We start from the raw sequence: 21,922 nt of genomic DNA, 5'->3' as shown, positions 1-21,922 counted from the left end.
GTCAGTGCCGGTACGCCCGCGCGCGACCGCCGGCTCACGCGGCGGCGACCTGCTCCTCGGGGTCGGGCTCCGCCGCCGTGTCCAGCTCCGCGTCCCGTCTCACCAGCGCCGCGTAGCGCCCGTCGCGCTCCAGCAGCTCCTCATGCGTGCCGCGCTCCGCTATGCGCCCGGCATCGAGGACCACGATCTGGTCGGCGCCCCGGACGGTGGACAGGCGGTGCGCGATGGTGAGGGTGGTGCGGTCGGCCGACAGGGCGTCGATCGCCTCCTGCACCGCGTGCTCGGTACGGGTGTCGAGGGCGCTGGTCGCCTCGTCCAGGATGAGGACCGGCGGGTCGCGCAGGATGGTGCGGGCGATGGCCAGGCGCTGCTTCTCGCCGCCGGAGAACCGGTGGCCGCGCTCGCCGACCACCGTGTCGTACCCGTCGGGCAGCGAGGCGATGTGGTCGTGGATCTGTGCGGCGCGGGCCGCGGCGTGCAGCTCCTCGTCGGTGGCGTCCGGCTTGGCGAAGCGCAGGTTCTCCGCGACCGAGGCGTGGAACAGGTACGTCTCCTGGGAGACGACGCCGATCGCGCGGGCGAGCGTGTCGAAGTCGAGGTCGCGCACGTCCACCCCGTCGAGGGTGACCCGGCCTCCCGTGACGTCGTACAGGCGCGGCACGAGATAGCTGAGAGTCGACTTCCCGGAGCCGGTGGGGCCGACGACGGCGAGGCTGCCTCCGGCGGGGACGGTGACGTCGATGCCGTCGAGGATCGCCCCGTGCCGGCCGTCCTCGGAGGCGTAGCGGAACTCGACGTCCTCGAAGCGGACCTCGCCCTTGACGGTGTCGAGGTGGACCGCGTCCTTGCGCTCGGTGATGTCGACGGGCAGGTCGAGGTACTCGAAGATGCGCTGGAACAGGGCGAGCGAGGTCTGGATCTGCACGCCGGTCTGCAACAGGCTCACGGTGGGCCGGAACAGGCCCTGCTGGAGCGAGACGAAGGCGACGAGCGTGCCGATGGAGACGCTCGGGCCGCCGAGCTGAAAGGCGATGCCCGCCGCCCAGTAGATGACCGCGGGCATGGCGGCCATGACGATCGTGATGACGGCCATGCGCCAGCGGCCGGCCATGCTGGAGCGGACCTCGAGGTCCACCAGGCGGTCCGACTCGTCGGCGAAGGAGGTGGTCAGGGAGTCGGCGCGGCCCATGGTGCGGCCGAGCAGGATGCCGCTGACGGAGAGCGACTCGGTGACGATGGCGGCCATCTCGGCCATCTGCTTCTGGCGCTCGGTGGCGATTCTCTTGCGCTCGCGGCCGACGCGGCGGCTGATCCACACGAAGACCGGCAGCAGGAGCAGGGAGACGACGGTCAGCCGCCAGTCGAGGGCGATCATGGCCACGACGGTGGCGATCACACTCGTCAGGTTCGACACGAGGGACGTCGCGGTGGAGGTCACGGTCGCCTGCATGCCGCCGATGTCGTTGGCGATGCGGGACTGGACCTCGCCCGTGCGGGTCTTGGTGAAGAAGGCGAGCGACATGCTCTGCAACCGCCCGTACACGGCGGTGCGCAGGTCGTGCATGACGCGCTGCCCGACCGTGGTGGAGATGAGGGTCTGCAGCACGCCGAAGACGCTGGTGACGACGGCGCTGGCGATCATGCCGAGGGCGAGCAGGCTGAGCAGCCCGGTGCGGCCCTGCGGGATGGCGACGTCGAGGATCTCCTTGAGCAGGAAGGGGGTGGCGACCGTGACCAGGGACGCGGCGCCGACCAGGAGGCCGACGACGGCCAGCCGGCCTCGGTAGGGACGGAAGAGGGACAGGATGCGGCGGATCTGGCGCGGGCGGACCGATGTCTTCGCATCGGGGGGCGGCGTCCAGTCGATGTCGTCGCGACGCATGGGCCTCCTAGGGAGAGAGGTGTCCGAGCCTTCGGACTCGAACCTTGAGGAGCATAGCTCATTGTTACCTATACTCACAATGCACGAGGTCCTGATAATGTTCCCCGCATGAGCACTCCGGACGCCGACGGCTTCCTCGCCGAGCAGCTGCTGCGCCTGAGCCGTCGCCTGCACCGCATACAGAAGCGCCAGCTGGAACCGGTCGGGATCACCCCCGCGCAGTCCCGGCTGCTGCGCACCCTGGTGCATTACGAGGCCCCGCCCCGGATGGCCGATCTGGCCGAGCGCCTCGAGGTGGTCCCGCGCGCGGTGACCAGCACCGTGGACGGGCTGGAGGCCGGCGGCCTGGTGCGCCGCGTCCCCGATCCCACCAACCGCCGGGTGATCCGGATCGAGCTCACGGAGCAGGGCCGGGCCGCCCTGCGGGACCTGCGCAGCGCGCGCCGCGCGGCGGCAGAGGAGATCCTGGCCCCACTGGACGCCGAGCAGCGCGCCCAGCTGACGACGTTGCTGAACGCGCTGTTCGAGTCCCCGCGCGAGCGGGACTGCTGAGGACCGGGTCGGCCGCGCGGCGGCCCGCCCCCGACCGCCGACCTGGGAGAGGCCATGCCGCTGCTGGAGCCGAAGCCGGAAGCCCTGCGTCCACGCTCCCGCGCGTCGGGGCCCGCGCCCGACCGGGTGCCGGACCGGCTGGCGGGCGGCACCCCGGAGCCGCTGCGCTCGGAGCTGACCCGGCTGCTCGGCGCCGACAAGGTCCTCACGAAGGTCTCCGACCTGGTGCGCTACGCCTCGGACGCGAGCCCGTACCGCTTCGTGCCGCAGGTCGTGGTGGTCGCCGAGGACATCGACGACGTGTCGGCCGTCCTTTCGTACGCGCACGGCAAGGGCCGCGAGGTGGTCTTCCGCGCGGCGGGCACGTCGCTGAACGGGCAGGCCCAGGGCGAGGACATCCTCGTCGACGTCCGCAAGTTCTGGTCGGGCGTGCAGGTGCTGGGCGACGGCTCGCGGGCCCGGATCGGCCCCGGCACCACGGTCGTGCGGGCGAACGCCGCGCTGGCCCGGCACGGCCGGGTGCTCGGCCCCGACCCCGCCAGCGCGATCGCCTGCACGATCGGCGGCGTGGTGGCGAACAACGCGTCGGGCATGACCGCGGGCACGACGCGGAACTCGTACCGGACGCTCGCCTCCCTCACCTTCGTACTGCCGACGGGCACGGTCGTGGACACGGCCGACCCGGCGGCCGACGAGGAGCTCGCGCACGCCGAGCCCGCCCTGTGCGAAGGCCTGTTGGCGATCAAGCGGCAGATCGAGGAGGACGACGAGCTCACCCGCAGGATCCGGGCCAAGTACGAGATCAAGAACACGAACGGGTACCGGCTCGACGCGTTCCTGGACGGGTCGACGCCCGTCGAGATCCTGCGCGGCCTGATGGTGGGCTCGGAGGGCACGTTCGGGTTCATCTCCGAAGTCGTCTTCGACACCCTGCCGTTGGACCGCCGGGTATCGACCGCCCTGCTGTTCTTCCCCTCCCTGCCCGCCGCCGCGGCGGCCGTGCCCGTATTCAACGAGGCGGGCGCCCTGGCCGTGGAGCTGATGGACGGGAACACCCTGCGGGCTTCGGTCCGTGTGCAGGGCGTCCCACAGGACTGGGCGCGGCTGCCGAAGGACACGACGGCGCTCCTGGTGGAGTTCCGCGCGCCGGACGAGGCCGGGCAGGCCGCCTACGAGGAGGCGGCGGCGCGGGCGCTGGAGGGGCTCGATCTGGTGGCGCCGGTCGAGTCGGTGACGAACGCGTTCACGCGTGACCCGAAGACGATCGCCGGGTACTGGAAGGCCCGCAAGGCGTTCGTGACGGCGGTCGGCGGTTCACGTCCCTCGGGCACGACGCTGATCACGGAGGACTTCGCGGTGCCGCCGGCCCGGCTCGCGGAGGCCTGCGAAGCGCTGCTCGACCTGCAGACGCGGCACGGGTTCGACGCCGCCGTCGCCGGTCACGCCGCGCACGGCAATCTCCACTTCCTGCTGGCCTTCGACGCGGGCGAGCCGGCCGACGTCGCGCGCTACGCGGCGTTCATGGACGACTTCTGCCGCCTGACGGTCGAGCGGTTCGACGGCTCGCTCAAGGCGGAGCACGCGACGGGACGGAACATCGCGCCGTTCCTGGAGCTCGAATGGGGTCCCCGAGCCACCGAGTTGATGTGGCGCACCAAGCAGGTCATCGACCCGGACGGGGTCCTCGCCCCGCGCATCGTGCTCGACCGCGACCCCGAGGCGCATCTGCGCGGCCTGAAGACGATCCCGAAGGTCGAGCCGATCGCGGATCCGTGCATCGAGTGCGGCTTCTGCGAGCCGACGTGCCCGAGCGAGGACCTGACGACGACGCCCCGCCAAAGGATCGTGCTGCGCCGCGAGATGATGCGCCAGCCCGCCGGTTCCCCGGTCGAGGACGCGCTGATCGACGCGTACGGGTACGACGCGGTAGACACCTGTGCGGGTGACTCCACGTGCAAGCTGGCGTGTCCGGTCGGCATCGACACCGGCGCCTTCATGAAGGAGTTCCGCAGCGCGCGGCACTCGCCGCGGGAGGAGCGGGTCGCCGCGCGGGCCGCGAAGAACTTCAAGGCGGTGGAGGCGTCCGCGCGGCTCGCCGTGGCCGCCGCGGACAAGATCGGTGACCGGCTCGGCGACCGGCTCCTGACCTCCGTGACCACGGCCGCGCGCAGGGCGGTCCGCCCCGATCTGGTGCCGGAGTGGCTGCCGGAGATCCCGGCCGCCGCCGCGCGCGCCCTGCCGCGCACCGCGCGCGTGGGCGCGTCGGCCGTCTACTACCCGGCGTGTGTGAACAGGATCTTCGGCTCGCCCGGCGACGTCTCGCTCCCTCAGGCCGTCGTCGCGGTGTCCGCGCGCGCGGGCCGCCCGGTGTGGATCCCGGACGACGTGGCGGGCACCTGCTGCGCCACGATCTGGCACTCGAAGGGCTACGACGAGGGCAACGCGCTGATGGCGAACCGGATCGTGGACGCGGCCTGGGGCTGGACGGCGGGCGGCCGGCTGCCGCTGGTCGTGGACGCGTCGTCCTGCACGCTCGGCATCGCGCACGAGGTCGTGCCGTATCTCACCGACGACAACAGGGAGTTGCACGCGGAGCTGACCATCGTCGACTCGCTCGTGTGGGCGGCGGACGAGCTGCTCCCGCGCCTGACGGTCGAACGGACCGTGGGCTCGGCGGTGCTGCATCCGACCTGCTCGATGGAGCACCTCGGTGACGTCGGCAGCCTGCGGGCGCTCGCCGAGGCCTGCGCGGACGAGGTGGTGGTCCCGGACGACGCGGGGTGCTGCGCGTTCGCTGGCGACCGCGGCATGCTGCACCGGGAACTGACCGAGTCCGCGACCGCGAAGGAGGCCGCGGAGGTCCTCTCCCGCCCCTACGACGCACACCTCTCGGCGAACCGGATGTGCGAGGTCGGCATGGACCACGCGACGGGCCGCTCCTACTACTCGGTACTGATCGAGCTGGAGCGGGCGACGCGCCCCGGCGCGGCCGGCCGGTGACCGGGGCGTCCTCCCGACCGGGTCACACGAGTCCAAAGACCCGGTAAAGGAAGTCCAACTCCTCGTCCAATTCCACCTCTTGCGCCTCTGCTCTCACCCCCAGCAGGGTGGCTTGCGTTTGCCCCGGCACCGCACCCACCCCTGTTGGAGGTCCGATGCACGACAACGAGAGGCACGACGACCAGAGGCACGACGCCGAGAGCAGCCCCCTGGACGCCCCCGAGCCCGACGGACGGTCCCGCCGCGAGGTACTGCGCACCGCGGGTGTCGCCGGAGCCGGGCTCGGGCTCCTCGCGCTGGGCTCGGGAGGCACGGCGCAGGCCGCGGAGCCGACCGGAGCCGACGGCTCAGCAGCCGCCGCGAGCACGGCATCGACCCCGGCGCGGCAGGGCGAGTCGATGATCGGGGTGCCGTTCGAGCGGCGCAGCACGGTCCGGGTCGGCATCATCGGCCTCGGCAACCGCGGCGGCAGCATGATCGACCTCTTCCTCGCGATGCCCGGCGTCCAGGTCGTCGCCCTGTGCGACCCGGTCAAGGAGAAGACGGCCAAGGCGGCGGCAAAGGTGACGGCGGCGGGTCAGCCCGCGCCCGCGACGTACGCCAAGGGCGATCACGACTTCGAGAACCTGTGCAAGCGCGGGGACATCGACTTCGTGTACGCGGCGACGCCGTGGGACTGGCACTTCGAGATGGCGAAGACGGCGATGCTGAACGGCAAGCACGTCGGCGTCGAGTGTCCGATCGCGCTCCAGCTGGACCAGTTGTGGGAGCTGGTGGACCTGTCGGAGCGCACCCGCAGACACTGCATGCAGTTGGAGAACTGCTGCTACGGGCGCAACGAGATGCGGGTGCTGCGGATGGCGCACGCGGGCAAGTTCGGTCAGCTCCTGCACGGCGCCGGTGCCTACAACCACGACCTGCGCGGCCTCATGTTCGACCCGGACTACTACGAGGGCCCGTGGCGCCGGCTGTGGCACACCCGGCTGCGCGGCGATCTGTACCCGAACCACGGCTTCGGGCCGGTCGCGAACTACATGGACATCAACCGCGGCGACCGGGTCACGCACATCTCCAGCTTCGGCACCCCCTCGCTCGGCCTCGCCGAGTACCGCGAGGCCCACATGCCGAAGAGCGACCCGAGCTGGAAGGAGACGTACATCGAGTCGGACCGCACGATCAGCCTGGTCCAGACGGCGAAGGGCCGCGTGATCCGCCTCGAGCACGACGTCAGCACCCCGCACCCCTACTCCCGTATCAACCAACTGGGCGGCACGAAGGGCGTGTTCGAGGACTACCCGGCCCGGATCTACCTCGAGCCGGACCAGTCGAACGACGCCTGGGGCGACTTCGGCCAGTACGCCGACTGGGACCACTGGCTGTGGAAGGAGCACGCCAACCCGCCGGGCGGGCACGGCGGCATGGACTACATCATGGTGTTCCGCCTGATGCAGACGATGCGCCTGGGACTCGTACCGGACTTCGACGTGTACGACGCCGCGACGTGGACGTCGCCGGTGCCGCTGAGTCATCTGTCGATCAAGGCGAAGGGCGCGCCGCAGGCGATCCCCGACTTCACCCGCGGCGGCTGGCGCGAGGAGCGGGGCGGCGTCGACTCGGAGAAGCCGAGCGAGGCGTGAGGGTGGGGTGAGGGGGTGCGGGCAGTTGTGCCCGCACCCCCTCACCCGTCGTCAGCAGCGGTGCCGGTCGACCGTCAATGTGCCCTGCTCGGTGCGCAGTTCACGGTCGTAGCAGTGCTTTCCGGGTCCGCTGACGCGGTAGCGCTCGCCGGTGACGCCGACCGCGTGCCGCTGCTCGCGCGGCGCGTTCGCGGCGTACGAGGCGTCGCCGGTGTACGTGTCGTCGGCGACGACCCAGCCGCTGCCGGTGTTCGTCCGGGAGCGGTCCCCCAGTGTGATGACGGTGCGCAGCCGGTCGTCGGCGCCCAGGGTCGTGGTGCCGTCCATCGTGTAGGTGCGCTGGGCGCGGGCGGTGTGGTCGCCGGTGCGCACGGTCTCGCGGTCGGTCCAGGTCGCGGTGAGCGCGTCGGTGTTCTCGCCGTCGGTCCAGCGGTGGGCGGAGGTGGCGGCGAGGGTGCGGCTGACGGTGGTGGTGACGCGTCCGTGCGAGGTGTTCAGGTAGCCGCTGACGGTGAGGGCGTGGCCGCCCTCCGTGTCCAGGCGGTACTCGGTGGTGGGCGAACCGGGCGTGTAGACCGGGGAGTTGGTGAGCTGCCCCGCCTTGTGCTCGGTGAGGGCGCCGGTGACGTGGTCACTGCCGGCGTCCTGCCAGACGAGCACGTTGACCGGGGTGCTCCAGCCGGTCTGCCCCTTCGGGACGCCGACGACGGACACCTCGACCTGGTGCGGGCGGCCGTCGTTGAGCAGCCCGGCGAACGGGGTGAGGTCGTACTCGATCGGCTTGATGTCGAAGGCGCGCGGGCCCGGGATCACGTACCAGAGGAACGGGTTGGACCAGCCGCCGGTCCACACGGTCGGGAACGGGGCGGCGATCCCGGCGAGCTGCCCGTCGACGCTGATCTGCACCTCGCGGTAGGGCCCTTCGGCGGCCTTGCAGGAGTACGGAGCGCTGTCGGGCACGGTCATGTACCAGTATTCCTCGCAGCCGCCGCCGGAGCCGGTCGCGTACACCTCGGCGACGAGGCGCTCGCTGTTGCGGGGCGTGGTGAGGGTGCCGTCGGCGGCGAGCGGGAGGACGCGGTCGGGCGTGCGGGCGGCGTCCGTGGCCGCACGCGCCCGGGGCTTCGCGGTCTCCGGGTAGAAGGTCAGGGTCGCCTTGACGTCGATGACGCCCGTGTAGGTGTCGTTCACGACGTTGCCGATGAGCATCTCTACAGGGCTGCTGTCGCGCAGGGTGTCGCTGTAGCGGGTGACGTCCTTCTCGACGCTCCATGCGATGCCGTCGGGCGAGGGCTCCGGGGTCGAGGTCCGCAGCACCTCGACGCCGCCGATGTGCAGATAGCCGAGCCGGTCGAACTGGCGGCCCTTGACCTTGCCGTCGAGACGCAGCACCACCTTGCTCCAGCGGTCGCCGCAGCCCTCGGGCGGTGTGTAGGTGCCCCGGTACGGGGTGAAGTCGCGGAACTGGGTCTCGGCGACGGTGACTTCGCAGGACCGGGTGCGCGGACGCTCGACGGGCGGCGCCGCGGTGACGGGGTCGTGCCAGTCGGTGCCGAACTCCGTGGGCGGGGTCGGGGCGGCCGGCTGGGCGGCTCCGGCCTGGGCCGGTGCCCCGGCCACGAGTGCGCCCGCACCGAGGATCACTCCGGCGAGCATGGACATGACGCGTCTTCTCATGGGCGGAGTTCTACGGGGCGCCGCTGCCCCGCGCAATGGGGTGTCGCGCGCGGAATCGGAGCGGCGGGCCCCCGCCTGCCCGGATCAGGCCTTCAGTTCCGCCTTGTCCCCCATGACGACCACCGGGTGCCGGGCCGGGTCGAGGTTCCTGAGCAGGTACTCCATGTCGGACTTGGACTGGCTGACGCAGGCCGAGGTGCCGCTGCCGTGGTCCATGTGCAGCCAGATGCTGCCGCCCTTGGTCTGCCCCTCGGGCCGCGTCGGGTCGCTCGGCGAGGTGCCCTTCACCCGGTTGTAGTCGATGGCGACCACGTAGTCGAAGTCGTGCCAGTGCGACTTCGCCCAGTAGTGCGGGGCCTGGAAGGCGCCGGACTGCGTGTACGGGAGCTTCGCGCCCGGGTCGGTGAGCACACCGCCCGCGTCGCTGAGCGTGAACACCCCGACGGGGCTGCGCTTGTCGCCCTCGTGGTGGTCCGTCGTCCAGCCCTTCTTGCCGTTGTGCCCCGACCAGCTGCGCTCCTGCTTCCAGGTGTCGCCGGTCTTGGTGAACAGCGCGATCGTGGAGTCCGCCGAGTCCTTGCCCGCACCGTAGACGGCGACGACCTGCCGCGCGTCCGCCGGTATCCGCTTCTGGTAGCGGTCGCCGACGTCGGGGATGCGCTTGAGGTCGGTGGTACGGGCCTCGTCACCGCGCGAGGTGTCGGCCGCGCCGTCCGCCGCCGTGCCGGAACCCCGGCCGCCGTCCTGGTCGTCGGCACCGCACGCCGCCAGCGTCGTCGCCAGGAGGCCGCACGCCGCAGCCACGACGCCCGCTCGCATCGCCTTCTTCGCACCCGCACCCGCACTTCGCATGCGGTCCATGGTCTCACCACACGTCAGATGCGTCCGGGCCGGGCCCGTTCCGCACCGTGGATCCCGGCCGAATCTTTGCCCGCGACCGTAAAACCGTTTGCCTCCGGTCGGTCCGGGACGCGAACCTTTCACGGTTTGTTCCACAGAATCCCGTTCTCTTTTTCTCCCCCTCCCCCTTCCCCACCCGCCCCTTCCCTCCCCTTCCCGCTTCCCGACTTTCGGTGCCGACCTCGAGCCCTGGGACATCATGCAGATCTCCGACCTTCCGTATCCCGATCCGGGCGTGCCGGACGCCCGGTCAGGCCCCCGGTTCCTGCTCTGGCTCGGCCGGAACCAGCTGGGCGGCCAGCTCAGGTCCCTCGCCTGGGGCATGCTCCACTTCACCTCCGTCGCCGGGCTCCCGTTCGGCGTCGGACTGGCCGTCCAGGCCGTCGTGGACGGCTCGGGCGCCGGGCTCGCCTCCGCCGCGGGCCTGATCGCGGTGCTCGGCGTCGCCATCGCGGTCGGCGACACCATGCTCCACCGGACCGCCGTGACGAACTGGATCACCGCCGCCGCCCGCGTGCAGCAGCTGCTCGCCCGCCGCACCGCCGCGCTCGGCGCCGCCCTCACCCGACGGGTCGCCGCGGGCGAGGTCGTCGCGGTGTCCACCGGTGACGTCGAGAAGATCGGCTGGTTCGTCGAGGCCCTGTCCCGCTTCGCGGCCGCCGCCCTCACCGTCGTCCTGGTCTGCGTCGGCCTCGCCGTGTACCAGCCCGCGCTCGGCGGTGTCGTCGCGATCGGCATGCCGGTCCTCGCGCTCGCGGTCCTGCCGCTGCTGCCCCGCGCCACCCGGCGCGCGGACCACCAGCGCGAACAGGCGGGCAAGGCCACCGAACTCGCCTCGGACACCGTCGCCGGACTGCGCGTCCTGCGCGGCATCGGCGGCGAGGAGCTCTTCCTCGACCGTTACCGCCGTGCCTCCCAGGAGGTCCGCCGCGCCGCCGTGCGCAGCGCCCGCATGTGGTCGCTGATCTCCGCGATCCAGGTCCTCCTTCCGGGCCTGCTGCTCATCGTGGTCGTCTGGTACGGCGTCCAGCTGGCCCGCGAGGGCCGGATCACCGTCGGTGAACTGGTGACGGTGTACAGCGCGGTGATGATCCTGAACTACCCGCTGCGGCACTTCGAGGAGATCGCCATGGCGTACTCCTTCTCCCGGCCGTCGGCCCAGCGGGCGGCGAAGGTACTGGCTCTGCGCCGGGTGACCGAGCCCGAGAACGGCGGGCCGCGCGAGCGGTCGGTGTCCGGAGACGACCTGCCCGGAGGCGACCTGTACGACCCCGTGACCGGTCTGCTCGCTCCGGCCGGGCTGCTCACCGCCGTGGTGTGCGGCGACCCGGACCTGGCGGGCCGGCTGGCCGACCGGCTCGGCGGCCACCCGCCGGACGCCGGCGACGAGGACGGCAGGCCCCGCGAGGACAGCGAGCCCCGCGAGGACAGCGAGCCCCGCGAGGTCGGCAGGCCCTTCGAGGACGGCGGGCCCATTGAGAACGGCGGGCCCGGCGAGGACCGCTCCAAGGCCGCCGCGCCGCCGTCCGTGCTGCTCGGCGGTGTGCCGCTCGACGAGCTGCCCCTGGACGCGGCCCGCACCGCGGTCCTGGTCCAGGACAAGGACCCGGTGCTCCTGTCCGGCACGCTCGCCGAACTGCTCGACGTGCCGTCGTCCGGCGCCGTCGCCCCCGAAGCTGCGCTCGCCGCCGCACAGTGCGGCGACGTCCTGGACGCCCTCGCCCAGGCCTCACTGGACGACGACCCCATGAACGCCCGGATCACGGAGCGGGGCCGCTCCCTGTCCGGCGGCCAGCGGCAGCGGCTCGCGCTCGCCCGCTCCCTGGTCGCCGACCCGGAGGCGCTGGTCCTCGACGAGCCGACGTCCGCCGTCGACTCGCACACCGAGGCCCGTGTCGCGGAGAGCCTGCGCGCGGTGCGGCGCGGCCGGACCACGGTCGTCCTGACCTCGTCGCCGCTGCTCCTGGACCGCGCCGACCGCGTGGCGTTCGTCCACGAGGGCGAGGTCGTGGCCGTGGGCGAGCACCGCGAACTGGTCCGCACCGAGCCCCGGTACCGCGCGGTCGTCACCCGGGAGACCGACGAGGAGGCGGCCGCGACGGCCTCCGGAATCGGCACCGGCACCGGCACCGGCACCGGCACCGGCACCGAGCAAGGACCCGATCCCCGGTCGGGCATCGAGATCGACATCGAGGAGACGGCATGATCGGCGTAGCGCGTCCGGCCTACGACCCGGCGGCCCCCACCACGGCGGCCACCCTGCCGATCGGCGCCCCCTCGACGGTGCGCGCCTACGTGCTCGAGCTGTACCGGCGCCACCGCCGGGCGTTCCTGCTCCTGATCGGGGTGAACGCGGTCGCGGTCGTCGCGTCCATGGTCGGCCCCTATCTGCTGGGCGGCGTGATCCAGGACGTCTCCGAGGGTTCGGGCGCCGCGCTGCGCGAGCTGCACCTGGAGCGCACCGTCGGCCTGTTCGTGATCGCGCTGGCGATCCAGGCGGTGTTCGTCCGGCAGGTGCGGCTGCGCGGGGCGATGCTCGGCGAGCGGATGCTGGCCGACCTGCGCGAGGACTTCCTCGTGCGGTCGGTCGGGCTGCCGCCGGGGGTTCTGGAGCGGGCCGGCACGGGTGACCTGCTGTCCCGGATCACGACGGACATCGACCGGCTGGCGAACGCGATGCGGGAGGCCGTGCCGCAGCTGTCGATCGGTGTGGTGTGGGTGGTGCTGCTCATCGGCGGTCTCACCGTGACCGCGCCGCCCCTGGCGCCCGCGGTCCTGGTCGCGGTGCCTCTTCTGGTGATCGGCTGCCGCTGGTACTTCAAGCGGGCGCCCTCGGCGTACCGCTCGGAGGCCGCCGGGTACGCGGCGGTCGCCGCCGCCCTCGCGGAGACCGTGGACGCGGGACGCACCGTCGAGGCCCACCGCCTGGGCGCGCGCCGCGTCGAGCAGTCCGACGTGCGGATCCGGCAGTGGACGGCGTGGGAGCGCTACACGCTGTACCTGCGCTCGGTGCTCTTCCCCGTGATCAACACCGTGCACACGCTCGTGCTGCTCTCCGTCCTGCTCATCGGCGGCGTGTTCGTCCTCCAGGGCTGGATCGACGTGGGCCAGCTGACCACGGGCGCGCTGATCGCGCAGATGCTCGTGGAACCGCTCGGCCTGATCCTGCGCTGGTACGACGAGCTGCAGGTCGCCCAGGTCTCGCTGGCGCGGCTGGTCGGCGTGCGGGACATCGAGCCGGACGCGGGCGATCCCGGGGTGCGGCCGGACGGACGGCACGTACAGGCGGACGAGGTGCACTTCGGGTACCGCGAGGGCGTCGACGTACTGCGCCGGGTCTCGCTGGAGGTCGAGCCGGGCACGCGGCTGGCCCTGGTCGGCCCGTCCGGTGCGGGCAAGTCGACGCTCGGACGGCTGCTGGCCGGCATCTACGCGCCGCGCACGGGCCGGATCACACTGGGCGGGGCCGAGCTGTCCCGGATGGAGGCCGAGCGGGTCCGCTCGCACGTGGCCCTGGTCAATCAGGAGCACCACGTCTTCGTGGGGTCCCTGCGCGACAACCTCCGTCTCGCCCGCACGGGCGCCGAGGACGCCGAACTGTGGGCGGCGCTCGGCGCGGTCGACGCGGACGGCTGGGCCCGTGGGCTGGCCGGCGGTCTCGACACGGAGGTCGGCTCGGGCGGCACGGCGCTGACCCCGGCGCAGGCCCAGCAGATCGCGCTGGCCCGCCTCGTGCTCGCCGATCCGCACACGCTGGTCCTGGACGAGGCGACCTCGCTCCTGGACCCGCGGGCGGCCCGCGATCTGGAGCGCTCGCTGGGCCGCGTCCTCGACGGGCGCACGGTCGTGGCGATCGCCCACCGGCTGCACACCGCGCACGACGCGGATGTGATCGCCGTGGTCGAGGAGGGCCGCATCCGGGAGCTCGGCAGCCACGACGAGCTGGTGGCGGCCGACGGCGCGTACGCGGCCCTGTGGCGGTCCTGGCACGGGTGAGCGTGCCGGAGGGGGTGGTGCGGCCGGGCTCAGATCACGTTGAGCGCGGCCGCGCAGCCCACTCCGCCGAGCAGCATGAACGCGGGCATGAGCACCTTCAGCTCGACCCAGCTGCCGGCCCGGAAGCGCATGGCCTTCGGCGGGCCGATCGGGTACCAGCGCTTGCGGCCGATCGGGATGGGCCACAGCACCGGGCAGCCGGAGACGGTCAGCGCGTCCCCGATGCAGTGCGTCAGGGCGCCGAGCACGATCGGCAGTCCCAGCCAGAGGTACTCCTGCCCGGGGTCGGTGAACAGCCAGTGCGAGCCGTTGCCCGGCTGGTCGAGTATCCCGGCGAGTATCCAGGCGCTGGTCCCGGCGAGCAGCCACACCAGGACGTCGCTGCTGGAGCCGCGGGCGGCCCGCCAGAGCAGGCCCTCGATGGCCAGCACCATGTGGATGAAGAGGATCGCGAGGACGGTCCAGCGGCCACCGGTGATCGCGGCGACCGAGGTGCCGCCGCCGATCAGGACGGCCCAGACCCAGGTGTGGGTGAGTGTGCGGTGCCCGCCGGAGCGGCGCGGGTCGCCCTTCATGCGGGTGCCCTTGTAGACGGCGTAGGAGAGCTTGTCGACGATCTCGCACAGTCCTCGGGAGATCGGTCCGAAGGCCCGCGAGATGGTGGCCGCCTTGTGGTCCAGGTCCGGGGCGAGTGCGGCGCCGGCGCAGATGAGTGCTCCGACGAGGAGGACGGGCCAGGGCATCGGGTGTCCGGCGGCGGCCGTCGCCGCGCCCACCCCCAGCCAGGCCGCCGCTCCTGACAGCGAGTGTGCCGGTCCCATCATGGTGGTGTTCCGCCCCTGTTCCTGTCGCGCCGGCCGCTCGTGCGGCACCGGCAAGTCCCTTGTGCCGACGGCCTGTCGTCCCTGCGGGCGTCCCTGCGGCCCCGTGGGGGTACCGAGGCCCCGTCGGCGACTCAGCGTAGCGTTCGTGATCTTCGGCCGGACATCCGATTGCCTGATCGGGTGGGAAGGCAGGCAAGATGGGGGCGTGACCCTTATCGATCAGCTCCCGCAGACCGCCGACCCGGACGCCCTCTACGACGCCTTCGAGTCGTGGGCCGAGGAGCGTGGTCTCACCCTCTATCCCCACCAGGAGGAGGCTCTGATCGAGGCGGTGTCGGGGGCGAACGTGATCGTCTCGACGCCCACCGGTTCCGGCAAGAGCATGATCGCCGCCGGTGCGCACTTCGCCGCGCTCGCCCGCGACGAGGTCACCTTCTACACGGCGCCCATCAAGGCGCTCGTCTCCGAGAAGTTCTTCGAGCTGTGCAAGCTCTTCGGTACGGAGAACGTCGGCATGCTGACGGGCGACGCGTCCGTGAACGCGGACGCGCCGGTGATCTGCTGCACCGCCGAGGTCCTCGCGTCCATCGCGCTGCGCGACGGGGCGCGGGCCGACATCGGCCAGGTCGTCATGGACGAGTTCCACTTCTACGCGGAGGGCGACCGCGGCTGGGCCTGGCAGATCCCGCTGCTCGAGCTGCCGCAGGCTCAGTTCATCCTGATGTCGGCGACGCTCGGCGACGTCGCCATGTTCGAGAAGGACCTGACGCGGCGCACGGGCCGGCCCACGTCGGTGGTCCGCTCGGCGACCCGCCCGGTCCCGCTCTCCTACGAGTACCGGCTGACGCCGCTCACGGAGACGCTCACGGAGCTCCTCGACACGCGGCAGGCTCCGGTCTACATCGTGCACTTCACGCAGGCGCAGGCCGTGGAGCGGGCGCAGGCGCTGATGAGCATCAACATGTGCACGCGCGAGGAGAAGGACAAGATCGCCGAGCTGATCGGCAACTTCCGCTTCACCACCAAGTTCGGCCAGAACCTCTCGCGTTACGTGCGGCACGGGATCGGCGTGCACCACGCGGGCATGCTGCCCAAGTACCGGCGTCTGGTCGAGAAGCTGGCGCAGGCGGGTCTGCTGAAGGTCATCTGCGGCACCGACACCCTGGGCGTGGGGGTCAACGTGCCGATCCGCACGGTGCTCTTCACCGCTCTCACCAAGTACGACGGCAACCGGGTGCGTACGCTGCGCGCCCGTGAGTTCCACCAGATCGCAGGAAGGGCCGGCCGGGCCGGCTTCGACACCGCCGGTTTCGTGGTGGCGCAGGCGCCCGAGCACGTCATCGAGAACGAGAAGGCGCTCGCCAAGGCGGGCGACGATCCGAAGAAGCGCCGCAAGGTGGTCCGCAAGAAGGCGCCCGAGGGCTTCGTCGGGTGGACGGAGAGCACCTTCGAGAAGCTCATCGCGTCCGATCCTGAGCCGCTCACCTCGCGCTTCCGTGTCACGCACACGATGCTGCTCTCGGTCATCGCCCGCCCGGGCAACGCGTTCGAGGCGATGCGCAAGCTCCTGGAGGACAACCACGAGCCGCGCAAGGCGCAGTTGCGGCACATCCGGCGCGCGATCGCGATCTACCGCTCGCTGCTGGACGGCGGCATCGTGGAGAAGCTCGACGAGCCGGACGCGTCGGGCCGGATCGTGCGGCTGACCGTCGACCTGCAGCAGGACTTCGCGCTGAACCAGCCGCTGTCCACGTTCGCGCTCGCCGCGTTCGACCTGCTCGACAAGGAGTCGCCGTCGTACGCGCTGGACATGGTGTCCGTGGTCGAGTCCACGCTGGACGACCCGCGGCAGATCCTGCACGCCCAGCAGAACAAGGCGCGCGGTGAGGCCGTCGCGCTGATGAAGGCGGACGGGGTCGAGTACGAGGAGCGCATGGAGCGCCTCCAGGACGTCTCGTACCCGAAGCCGATGGAGGAGCTGCTCTTCCACGCGTACAACACGTACCGCCAGAGCCACCCGTGGGTCGGCGACCACCCGCTGTCGCCGAAGTCCGTGATCCGCGACATGTACGAACGGGCGATGTCGTTCACCGAGTTCGTCTCGTTCTACGAGCTCGCGCGGACCGAGGGCATCGTGCTGCGCTACCTGGCGAGCGCGTACAAGACGCTCGACCACACGGTGCCGGACGACCTGAAGTCGGAGGATCTGGAGGACCTGATCGCCTGGCTCGGCGAGATGGTGCGCCAGGTCGACTCCAGTCTGCTCGACGAGTGGGAGCAGCTCGCCAACCCGGAGGTGATGACCGCCGAGGAGGCTCAGGAGAAGGCCGACCAGGTCAAGCCGGTCACGGCGAACGCGCGCGCCTTCCGTGTCCTCGTCCGCAACGCGATGTTCCGCCGTGTCGAACTGGCGGCGCTGGACAACGTGGACGAGCTCGGCGCCATGGACGGCGACGCGGGCTGGGACGCGGACGCGTGGGGCGAGGCCATGGACGCGTACTGGGACGAGTACGAGGATCTGGGCACCGGGCCGGACGCGCGCGGTCCGAAGCTGCTGATGATCGAGGAGGATCCGGAGCACGGCCTGTGGAAGGTGCGCCAGACCTTCGCGGACCCGAACGGGGACCACGACTGGGGCATCAGCGCCGAGGTCGACCTCGCCGCCTCCGACACGGAGGGCCGCGCCGTCGTCCGTGTCACGGACGTGGGCCAGCTGTAGCCGTCCGACCGGCCGGGCGCTCCCGCCCGGCCGCCGCCATCCGCTCCACCCGCCGGCTCCGGCCCGGCGCCCGTACGAGAAGGGTCCACGCATGACGAATCCTGCGGAACGGCTCGTCGACCTGCTCGACCTGGAGCAGATCGAGGTCAACATCTTCCGTGGGCGCAGCCCGAACGAGTCCCTCCAGCGGGTCTTCGGCGGGCAGGTCGCGGGGCAGGCCCTGGTGGCCGCGGGCCGGACCACGGAGGGCGACCGGCCCGTGCACTCCCTGCACGCGTACTTCCTGCGCCCGGGGCGTCCGGGCGTGCCGATCGTGTACCAGGTCGAACGGGTCCGTGACGGCCGCTCGTTCACCACGCGCCGGGTCACGGCCGTGCAGCAGGGTCGCACGATCTTCAATCTCACCGCCTCCTTTCACCGGCCCGAGGAAGGGGCCTTCGAGCATCAGTTGCCGCCGGCCCGCAAGGTGCCGGATCCCGAGTCGCTGCCGACGCTCGCCGACGAGATCCGGGGTCATCTCGGCGCTCTTCCGGAGGCGTTGGAGACGATGGCCCGCCGGCAGCCCTTCGACATCCGGTACGCGGACCCGCTGCGCTGGACCCCCGAGGAGGTCCGGTCGGCCGAGCCGCGCAGCGCCGTGTGGATGCGCGCCGTCGGTCCTCTCGGCGACGATCCGCTGGTGCACACCTGCGCGCTCACGTACGCGAGCGACATGACGCTGCTCGACGCGGTCCGGCTGCCGGTCGAACCCCTGTGGGGTCCGCGCGGCTTCGACATGGCCTCGCTCGACCACGCCATGTGGTTCCACCGTCCTTTCCGTGCCGATGAGTGGTTCCTGTACGACCAGGAGTCGCCGATCGCGACGGGTGGCCGCGGTCTGGCCCGCGGCCGTATCTACGACACCGAGGGGCGTCTGCTGGTGTCGGTGGTGCAGGAGGGCCTGTTCCGGAAGCTGGACGCGTGAGCGGCGAAGCCGTCGACGCGGGCCTGGGCTCCCGTGCGGACTCGGACTCCGCATCGGACCCGGACTCCGGTACGGACCTGGACGCACGGCTCGCGCGGGCCGTGCGGCTGCGTGAGGAGGGTCGCCGCGAGGAGGCCCGCACGCTGCTGCTCGATCTGAGGGATCGCTGTCCCGACAACGTCCGCGTCGCCTATCAGACCGCCTGGGTCCACGACACCCTCGGCCTGGAGGCCGAGGCCGTCCCGCACTACGTCGCCGCCGTCGCGCGCCCCGGCCTGTCCGAGGAGGACCGGCGGGGTGCGCTGCTCGGTCTCGGCAGCACGTACCGCACGCTCGGGCGCCATCCGGAGGCCGTGGCCACGCTGAGCGCCGCCGTGGAGGAGTTCCCCGACGACCAGGCGCTGCGCACGTTCCTGTCGATGGCGCTCTACAACGTGGGCCGTGCGCACGACGGGATGCGACTGCTGCTCACGGTGCTGGCCGAGACCAGTGCCGACCCGGGGGTCGTGGGGTACCGAGCCGCGATCGAGTACTACGCGCGGGATCTGGACGCCGTCGAGGGCGACGCGGGCCAGGCCTGAGCGGGACGTCGACCCGCGGGCCGGCTCATGCTCGTCTGCCCAGCAGGCGGGACCACAGGCTCCGGCGGGTGGTCGTCTCCTCGGGTGCCGTCACCGGGTCCGGTGCGGTCAGCGCGACGGGCGCGGCCTCCACCGCGGGCCGGGCACGCGTCGTCCGGGCGGAGGCCGGTACGGGCGCGGGGCACAGGCGGCGCGCCTCGGCCATCCTCAGCATCAGATTGCCCCGCAGCCAGCTGATCTCGTCGGGGTGGTCGGCGGTCAGGATGCGCTCGACGACCTGGGCGGTGGGTGACTCGGGCGCCCCGTACCAGGTCTCCTCGGGGCGCAGGCGGTGCAGATGGGCGCGCTCGTAGGGGCTCTCGACGAGCTCGGCGAGCTGGGTCGGGTCCAGGAGCGTCGCGATGGCGGCGGCCCGCTCCCAGGGGTCGGTGCTCCGGCCCAGCAGATAGCTCGCGTGGCGGGCTCGCCAGGTCCGGGGCCGCAGGTCGTCGCCGGCGGCCAGACGGGCCCGCAGCCGGTCGGGGGTGCGGCCGGTCAGCAGTGGGGCATTGATCTCGGACCGCGCGAACTCCCTTAGTTCCTGGGCGAGATAGAGCCAGACCACGGCCTTGTACCGGTTGACGTAGAACTTGGCCGGGGTGAGCATTCCGGCGCGGGCGAGCCGCGTGAAGCGGGTCGGCGGGATGTCCATCAGCTCGGCGGCCTGCGCCGTGCCCACGACCCTCACCTGCTCACGCAGGGTGTCGGGAAAGCCCTCGGTCTCGCGGATCCGCTCGATCTCCGTGTGGGGCACCCGGCGGCGCCCGCCGTCCGGGGCCGCCACGGTGCGAATCCGCCCGAGTCGTACGGCGAGGTCGAACTCGCCTCGCTTCAGCCCCAGTTCGCGCGCCGCGCCGCCCTGAGGCCTGGTCATGATGTCGCCCTGCATGGCCCTGTCCCCCGTCGTCCCGAAATCCGTTCAGTCACTCTCCGTGACCGCTCGGGAGAAACCGTAGCCGGATCCCGCACACCGCGCCGGAGCCTGTGGATAACTCCGGCCGACGGCTGCGGAACCCGGCTCGGTGGAGAACGAGAAGCCCTGGTCAGACCTCTGACACGGAGCGGTGGTCCGGCTTGCGCGCGTCGACGCCGAGGTGCTCCCCGACGCGATTCACGAGCAGGGTCATCTCGTACGCGACCTGGCCGATGTCGGCCTCGGCCCCGCTGAGGACGCACAGGCAACTGCCGTCGCCTGCGGCGGTGACGAAGAGCACCGCGTCGTCGAACTCGATCATCGTCTGGCGGACGCCGCCCACGCCGAAGTGCCGTCCCGAGCCCTTGGCGAGACTGTGCAACCCGGAGGAGACGGCCGCGAGATGCTCGGCGTCCTCCCGGCGCAGCCCACCGCTGGCGCCGGTGACCAGGCCGTCGTTGGACAGAACCAGCGCGTGCCGCACCTGCTCGACCCGCTCCGTCAGGTCGTCCAGCAGCCAGCCGAGTCCCTCGCTCTGCCCCATGATCCCGTCTCCCCGCTTCCGTGTGGCCCGCCGTACGGCTCCGCTCCCCCGCTCCGGGGAGCTGTTTCGCCAGCCTTCCCCACGACCGCCGTCCGGGCAAGGAGGATGACCTCATGGCACACAAGATGACCGATGAGCAATGGCGGGCCTTCGTCTCGGCGGGCACCCGCACCGGGAAGCTGTCCACCACCCGGGCCGACGGCAGTCCGCACGTGGCTCCCGTCTGGTTCGTCCTGGACGGCGAGGACATCGTGTTCAACACCGGGAAGGACACGGTGAAGGGCCGCAATCTCGCCCGGGACGGACGGCTGGCGCTGTGTGTCGACGACGAGCGGCCGCCCTTCTCGTTCGTGACGATCCAGGGCCGGGCCGAACTCAGCGAGGACGCCGACGAGTTGCTGGATTCGGCCACGCGGATCGGCGCGCGCTACATGGGCCCGGACCGCGCCGAGGAGTTCGGCCGGCGCAACGGTGTGCCGGGCGAACTCGTCGTCCGCGTGAAGATCGAGAAGGTCGTGTCCGTGGCCGGCGTGTCGGGCTGATCCGAACGCGTCAGCCGACCGAGTCGAGGAGCCGGGCGGTGTGCATCCGTCCGGCGTACTCGACCAGCCTGATCAGGACCTCCTTCCCCGAGTCCTTCTTGCGGGCGTCGCACAGGACCACCGGGGTGCCGGTGTCGAGGTCGAGGGCCCGCGCCACGTCCTGCTCGCCGTGCGCCCGGGCGCCCGCGAAGCAGTTGACGGCCACCACGAAGGGGATGCTCCGGTGCTCGAAGTAGTCGACGGCCGGGAAGCAGTCCTCCAGACGCCGGGTGTCGGCGAGGACGACCGCGCCGAGCGCGCCCTGGGAGAGCTCGTCCCACAGGAACCAGAAGCGGTCCTGGCCCGGGGTGCCGAACAGGTAGAGCGACAGGCCCGACCTGATGGTGATCCGGCCGAAGTCCATGGCGACGGTCGTGGTGGTCTTGCGCTCGACCGCCGCCGTGTCGTCCACGGACTGGCCGAGTTCGCTCAGCTGCTCCTCGGTGCGCAGCGGACGGATCTCGCTGACCGCGCCCACGAGGGTGGTCTTGCCCACCCCGAATCCGCCCGCCACGAGGATCTTCAGTGCCATGGCCGCGGACACGTCGTGCTCCGCGCCCTCGGTGTACGGAGTGTCGGAGTGTGCCGCGTCAGAGTGCTCGGAGCCCATCGATGACTTCCCTCAGGATCTTCTCGTCCGGTAGCTGTGCGGGCGGCACCGGCCTGCTGACCGTGACGCAGCCCTGTTCGAGCAGGTCGCCCAGGAGGACGCGGACCACGCCGACGGGCAGGTCCGTGCCGGCGGCGAGTTCGGCGACGGTCTGGGTCTCGATCCGGCACAGCGCGATGATCGCGTTGTGCTCGGGGCCGAAGGCCGTGTCGTCGTGGGTGCCGGGAGCGGCGGGGTCCAGCGACACGAGGGCGATCAGGTCGAGCCGTACACCCTGCGGGCCCGCCGTGGTCCGCCCTCCGGTCATCGCGTACGGGCGGACCAGGGGGCCGGCCTCGTTGTCGAACCACTGACTTCCCGGATCCTCGGGGCTGCCGCGCTCCTCCTGCGCGCTCTCCTCCTCCGCGGCCCGGTAGGCGGCCTCTTCGGCCTGGTAGGCGGCTTCCTGGGCCCGGTAGGCGGCGACGTTCCGGTACATCTCGGCGAAGTTGTCGTCGTTCATG

General features: G+C 71.8%; 17 protein-coding genes. 9 read left to right on the top strand and 8 right to left on the bottom strand.

Features of this window, described 5'->3' with window-relative positions:
• Positions 1-34 precede the first annotated feature (34 nt).
• Positions 35-1,882, bottom strand: a complete 1,848-nt coding sequence (locus ACIBTU_RS23200) for an ABC transporter ATP-binding protein (RefSeq protein WP_399128258.1) — start codon at positions 1,880-1,882, stop codon at positions 35-37.
• A 108-nt stretch (positions 1,883-1,990) separates the two neighbouring features.
• Between ACIBTU_RS23200 and ACIBTU_RS23195 the strand changes: the two genes are divergently transcribed.
• The 3 genes from ACIBTU_RS23195 to ACIBTU_RS23185 all read left to right on the top strand — a co-directional run bounded on the left by ACIBTU_RS23195 (position 1,991) and on the right by ACIBTU_RS23185 (position 7,071).
• A complete protein-coding gene (locus tag ACIBTU_RS23195; protein WP_188340269.1) occupies positions 1,991-2,434 on the top strand; it encodes a MarR family winged helix-turn-helix transcriptional regulator in 444 nt (147 codons plus the stop codon).
• A gap of 54 nt (positions 2,435-2,488) precedes the next feature.
• Positions 2,489-5,434: an FAD-binding and (Fe-S)-binding domain-containing protein gene (locus tag ACIBTU_RS23190; protein ID WP_399128257.1), complete on the top strand. Its 2,946-nt coding sequence runs from the start codon at positions 2,489-2,491 to the stop codon at positions 5,432-5,434.
• A 155-nt stretch (positions 5,435-5,589) separates the two neighbouring features.
• Positions 5,590-7,071: a Gfo/Idh/MocA family protein gene (locus tag ACIBTU_RS23185; protein WP_399128256.1), complete on the top strand. Its 1,482-nt coding sequence runs from the start codon at positions 5,590-5,592 to the stop codon at positions 7,069-7,071.
• A gap of 51 nt (positions 7,072-7,122) precedes the next feature.
• Here ACIBTU_RS23185 and ACIBTU_RS23180 read toward each other — a convergent pair whose 3' ends face one another.
• Together ACIBTU_RS23180 and ACIBTU_RS23175 are read right to left on the bottom strand one after the other, a co-directional pair.
• Positions 7,123-8,748 (bottom strand): peptide-N4-asparagine amidase, encoded by a 1,626-nt coding sequence (locus tag ACIBTU_RS23180; protein ID WP_399128255.1) that lies wholly within the window; start codon positions 8,746-8,748, stop codon positions 7,123-7,125.
• A gap of 84 nt (positions 8,749-8,832) precedes the next feature.
• On the bottom strand, positions 8,833-9,600 hold the full coding sequence (locus ACIBTU_RS23175; protein ID WP_399128254.1) for a L,D-transpeptidase family protein: 768 nt from the start codon (positions 9,598-9,600) through the stop codon (positions 8,833-8,835).
• Between the two features lie 247 nt (positions 9,601-9,847).
• Here ACIBTU_RS23175 and ACIBTU_RS23170 point away from each other — a divergent pair, with 247 nt between their 5' ends.
• A complete protein-coding gene (locus tag ACIBTU_RS23170; RefSeq protein WP_399128253.1) occupies positions 9,848-11,854 on the top strand; it encodes an ABC transporter transmembrane domain-containing protein in 2,007 nt (668 codons plus the stop codon).
• The gene (locus tag ACIBTU_RS23165; protein ID WP_399128252.1) at positions 11,851-13,644 is read left to right on the top strand and encodes an ABC transporter ATP-binding protein; all 1,794 of its coding nucleotides are present in this window, start codon (positions 11,851-11,853) and stop codon (positions 13,642-13,644) included. The genes ACIBTU_RS23170 and ACIBTU_RS23165 overlap by 4 nt, the downstream gene beginning before the upstream one ends.
• 29 nt (positions 13,645-13,673) lie before the next feature.
• Here the strand turns inward: ACIBTU_RS23165 and ACIBTU_RS23160 are convergent, their stop codons facing one another.
• A complete protein-coding gene (locus ACIBTU_RS23160; RefSeq protein WP_399128251.1) occupies positions 13,674-14,468 on the bottom strand; it encodes a metal-dependent hydrolase in 795 nt (264 codons plus the stop codon).
• 205 nt (positions 14,469-14,673) lie between these two features.
• Between ACIBTU_RS23160 and ACIBTU_RS23155 the strand changes: the two genes are divergently transcribed.
• From ACIBTU_RS23155 to ACIBTU_RS23145, 3 genes are all read left to right on the top strand, one after another.
• Complete coding sequence (locus tag ACIBTU_RS23155; protein WP_399128250.1) at positions 14,674-17,187, top strand: DEAD/DEAH box helicase; 2,514 nt, start codon at positions 14,674-14,676, stop codon at positions 17,185-17,187.
• 91 nt (positions 17,188-17,278) lie between these two features.
• A complete protein-coding gene (locus ACIBTU_RS23150; protein WP_399128249.1) occupies positions 17,279-18,151 on the top strand; it encodes an acyl-CoA thioesterase in 873 nt (290 codons plus the stop codon).
• Positions 18,152-18,228: 77 nt separating this feature from the next.
• A complete protein-coding gene (locus tag ACIBTU_RS23145; protein WP_399128403.1) occupies positions 18,229-18,732 on the top strand; it encodes a tetratricopeptide repeat protein in 504 nt (167 codons plus the stop codon).
• 25 nt (positions 18,733-18,757) lie between these two features.
• Here ACIBTU_RS23145 and ACIBTU_RS23140 read toward each other — a convergent pair whose 3' ends face one another.
• A complete protein-coding gene (locus ACIBTU_RS23140) occupies positions 18,758-19,645 on the bottom strand; it encodes a DUF6397 family protein (protein WP_399128248.1) in 888 nt (295 codons plus the stop codon).
• A 169-nt stretch (positions 19,646-19,814) separates the two neighbouring features.
• Positions 19,815-20,228: a roadblock/LC7 domain-containing protein gene (locus ACIBTU_RS23135; RefSeq protein ID WP_399128247.1), complete on the bottom strand. Its 414-nt coding sequence runs from the start codon at positions 20,226-20,228 to the stop codon at positions 19,815-19,817.
• A 113-nt stretch (positions 20,229-20,341) separates the two neighbouring features.
• On the opposite strand from ACIBTU_RS23135, the gene ACIBTU_RS23130 reads away from it, so the two are divergent.
• On the top strand, positions 20,342-20,770 hold the full coding sequence (locus ACIBTU_RS23130; RefSeq protein ID WP_399128246.1) for a PPOX class F420-dependent oxidoreductase: 429 nt from the start codon (positions 20,342-20,344) through the stop codon (positions 20,768-20,770).
• 10 nt (positions 20,771-20,780) lie between these two features.
• Here the strand turns inward: ACIBTU_RS23130 and ACIBTU_RS23125 are convergent, their stop codons facing one another.
• Together ACIBTU_RS23125 and ACIBTU_RS23120 are read right to left on the bottom strand one after the other, a co-directional pair.
• Positions 20,781-21,419, bottom strand: coding sequence for a GTP-binding protein (locus tag ACIBTU_RS23125; RefSeq protein WP_399128245.1), 639 nt, complete (start codon positions 21,417-21,419; stop codon positions 20,781-20,783).
• Positions 21,400-21,744, bottom strand: a complete 345-nt coding sequence (locus tag ACIBTU_RS23120) for a DUF742 domain-containing protein (protein WP_399128402.1) — start codon at positions 21,742-21,744, stop codon at positions 21,400-21,402. Before ACIBTU_RS23120 ends, ACIBTU_RS23125 begins: the two co-directional genes overlap by 20 nt.
• Positions 21,745-21,922: the final 178 nt, after the last annotated feature.

Origin of the sequence: Streptomyces sp. NPDC050145 (assembly GCF_044460245.1) — a bacterium.
In the GTDB taxonomy this organism is placed as follows: Bacteria; Actinomycetota; Actinomycetes; order Streptomycetales; family Streptomycetaceae; genus Streptomyces.
The sequence above is the reverse complement of the archived record's forward strand: the minus strand, read 5'-3'. Positions and strand labels throughout refer to the sequence as shown.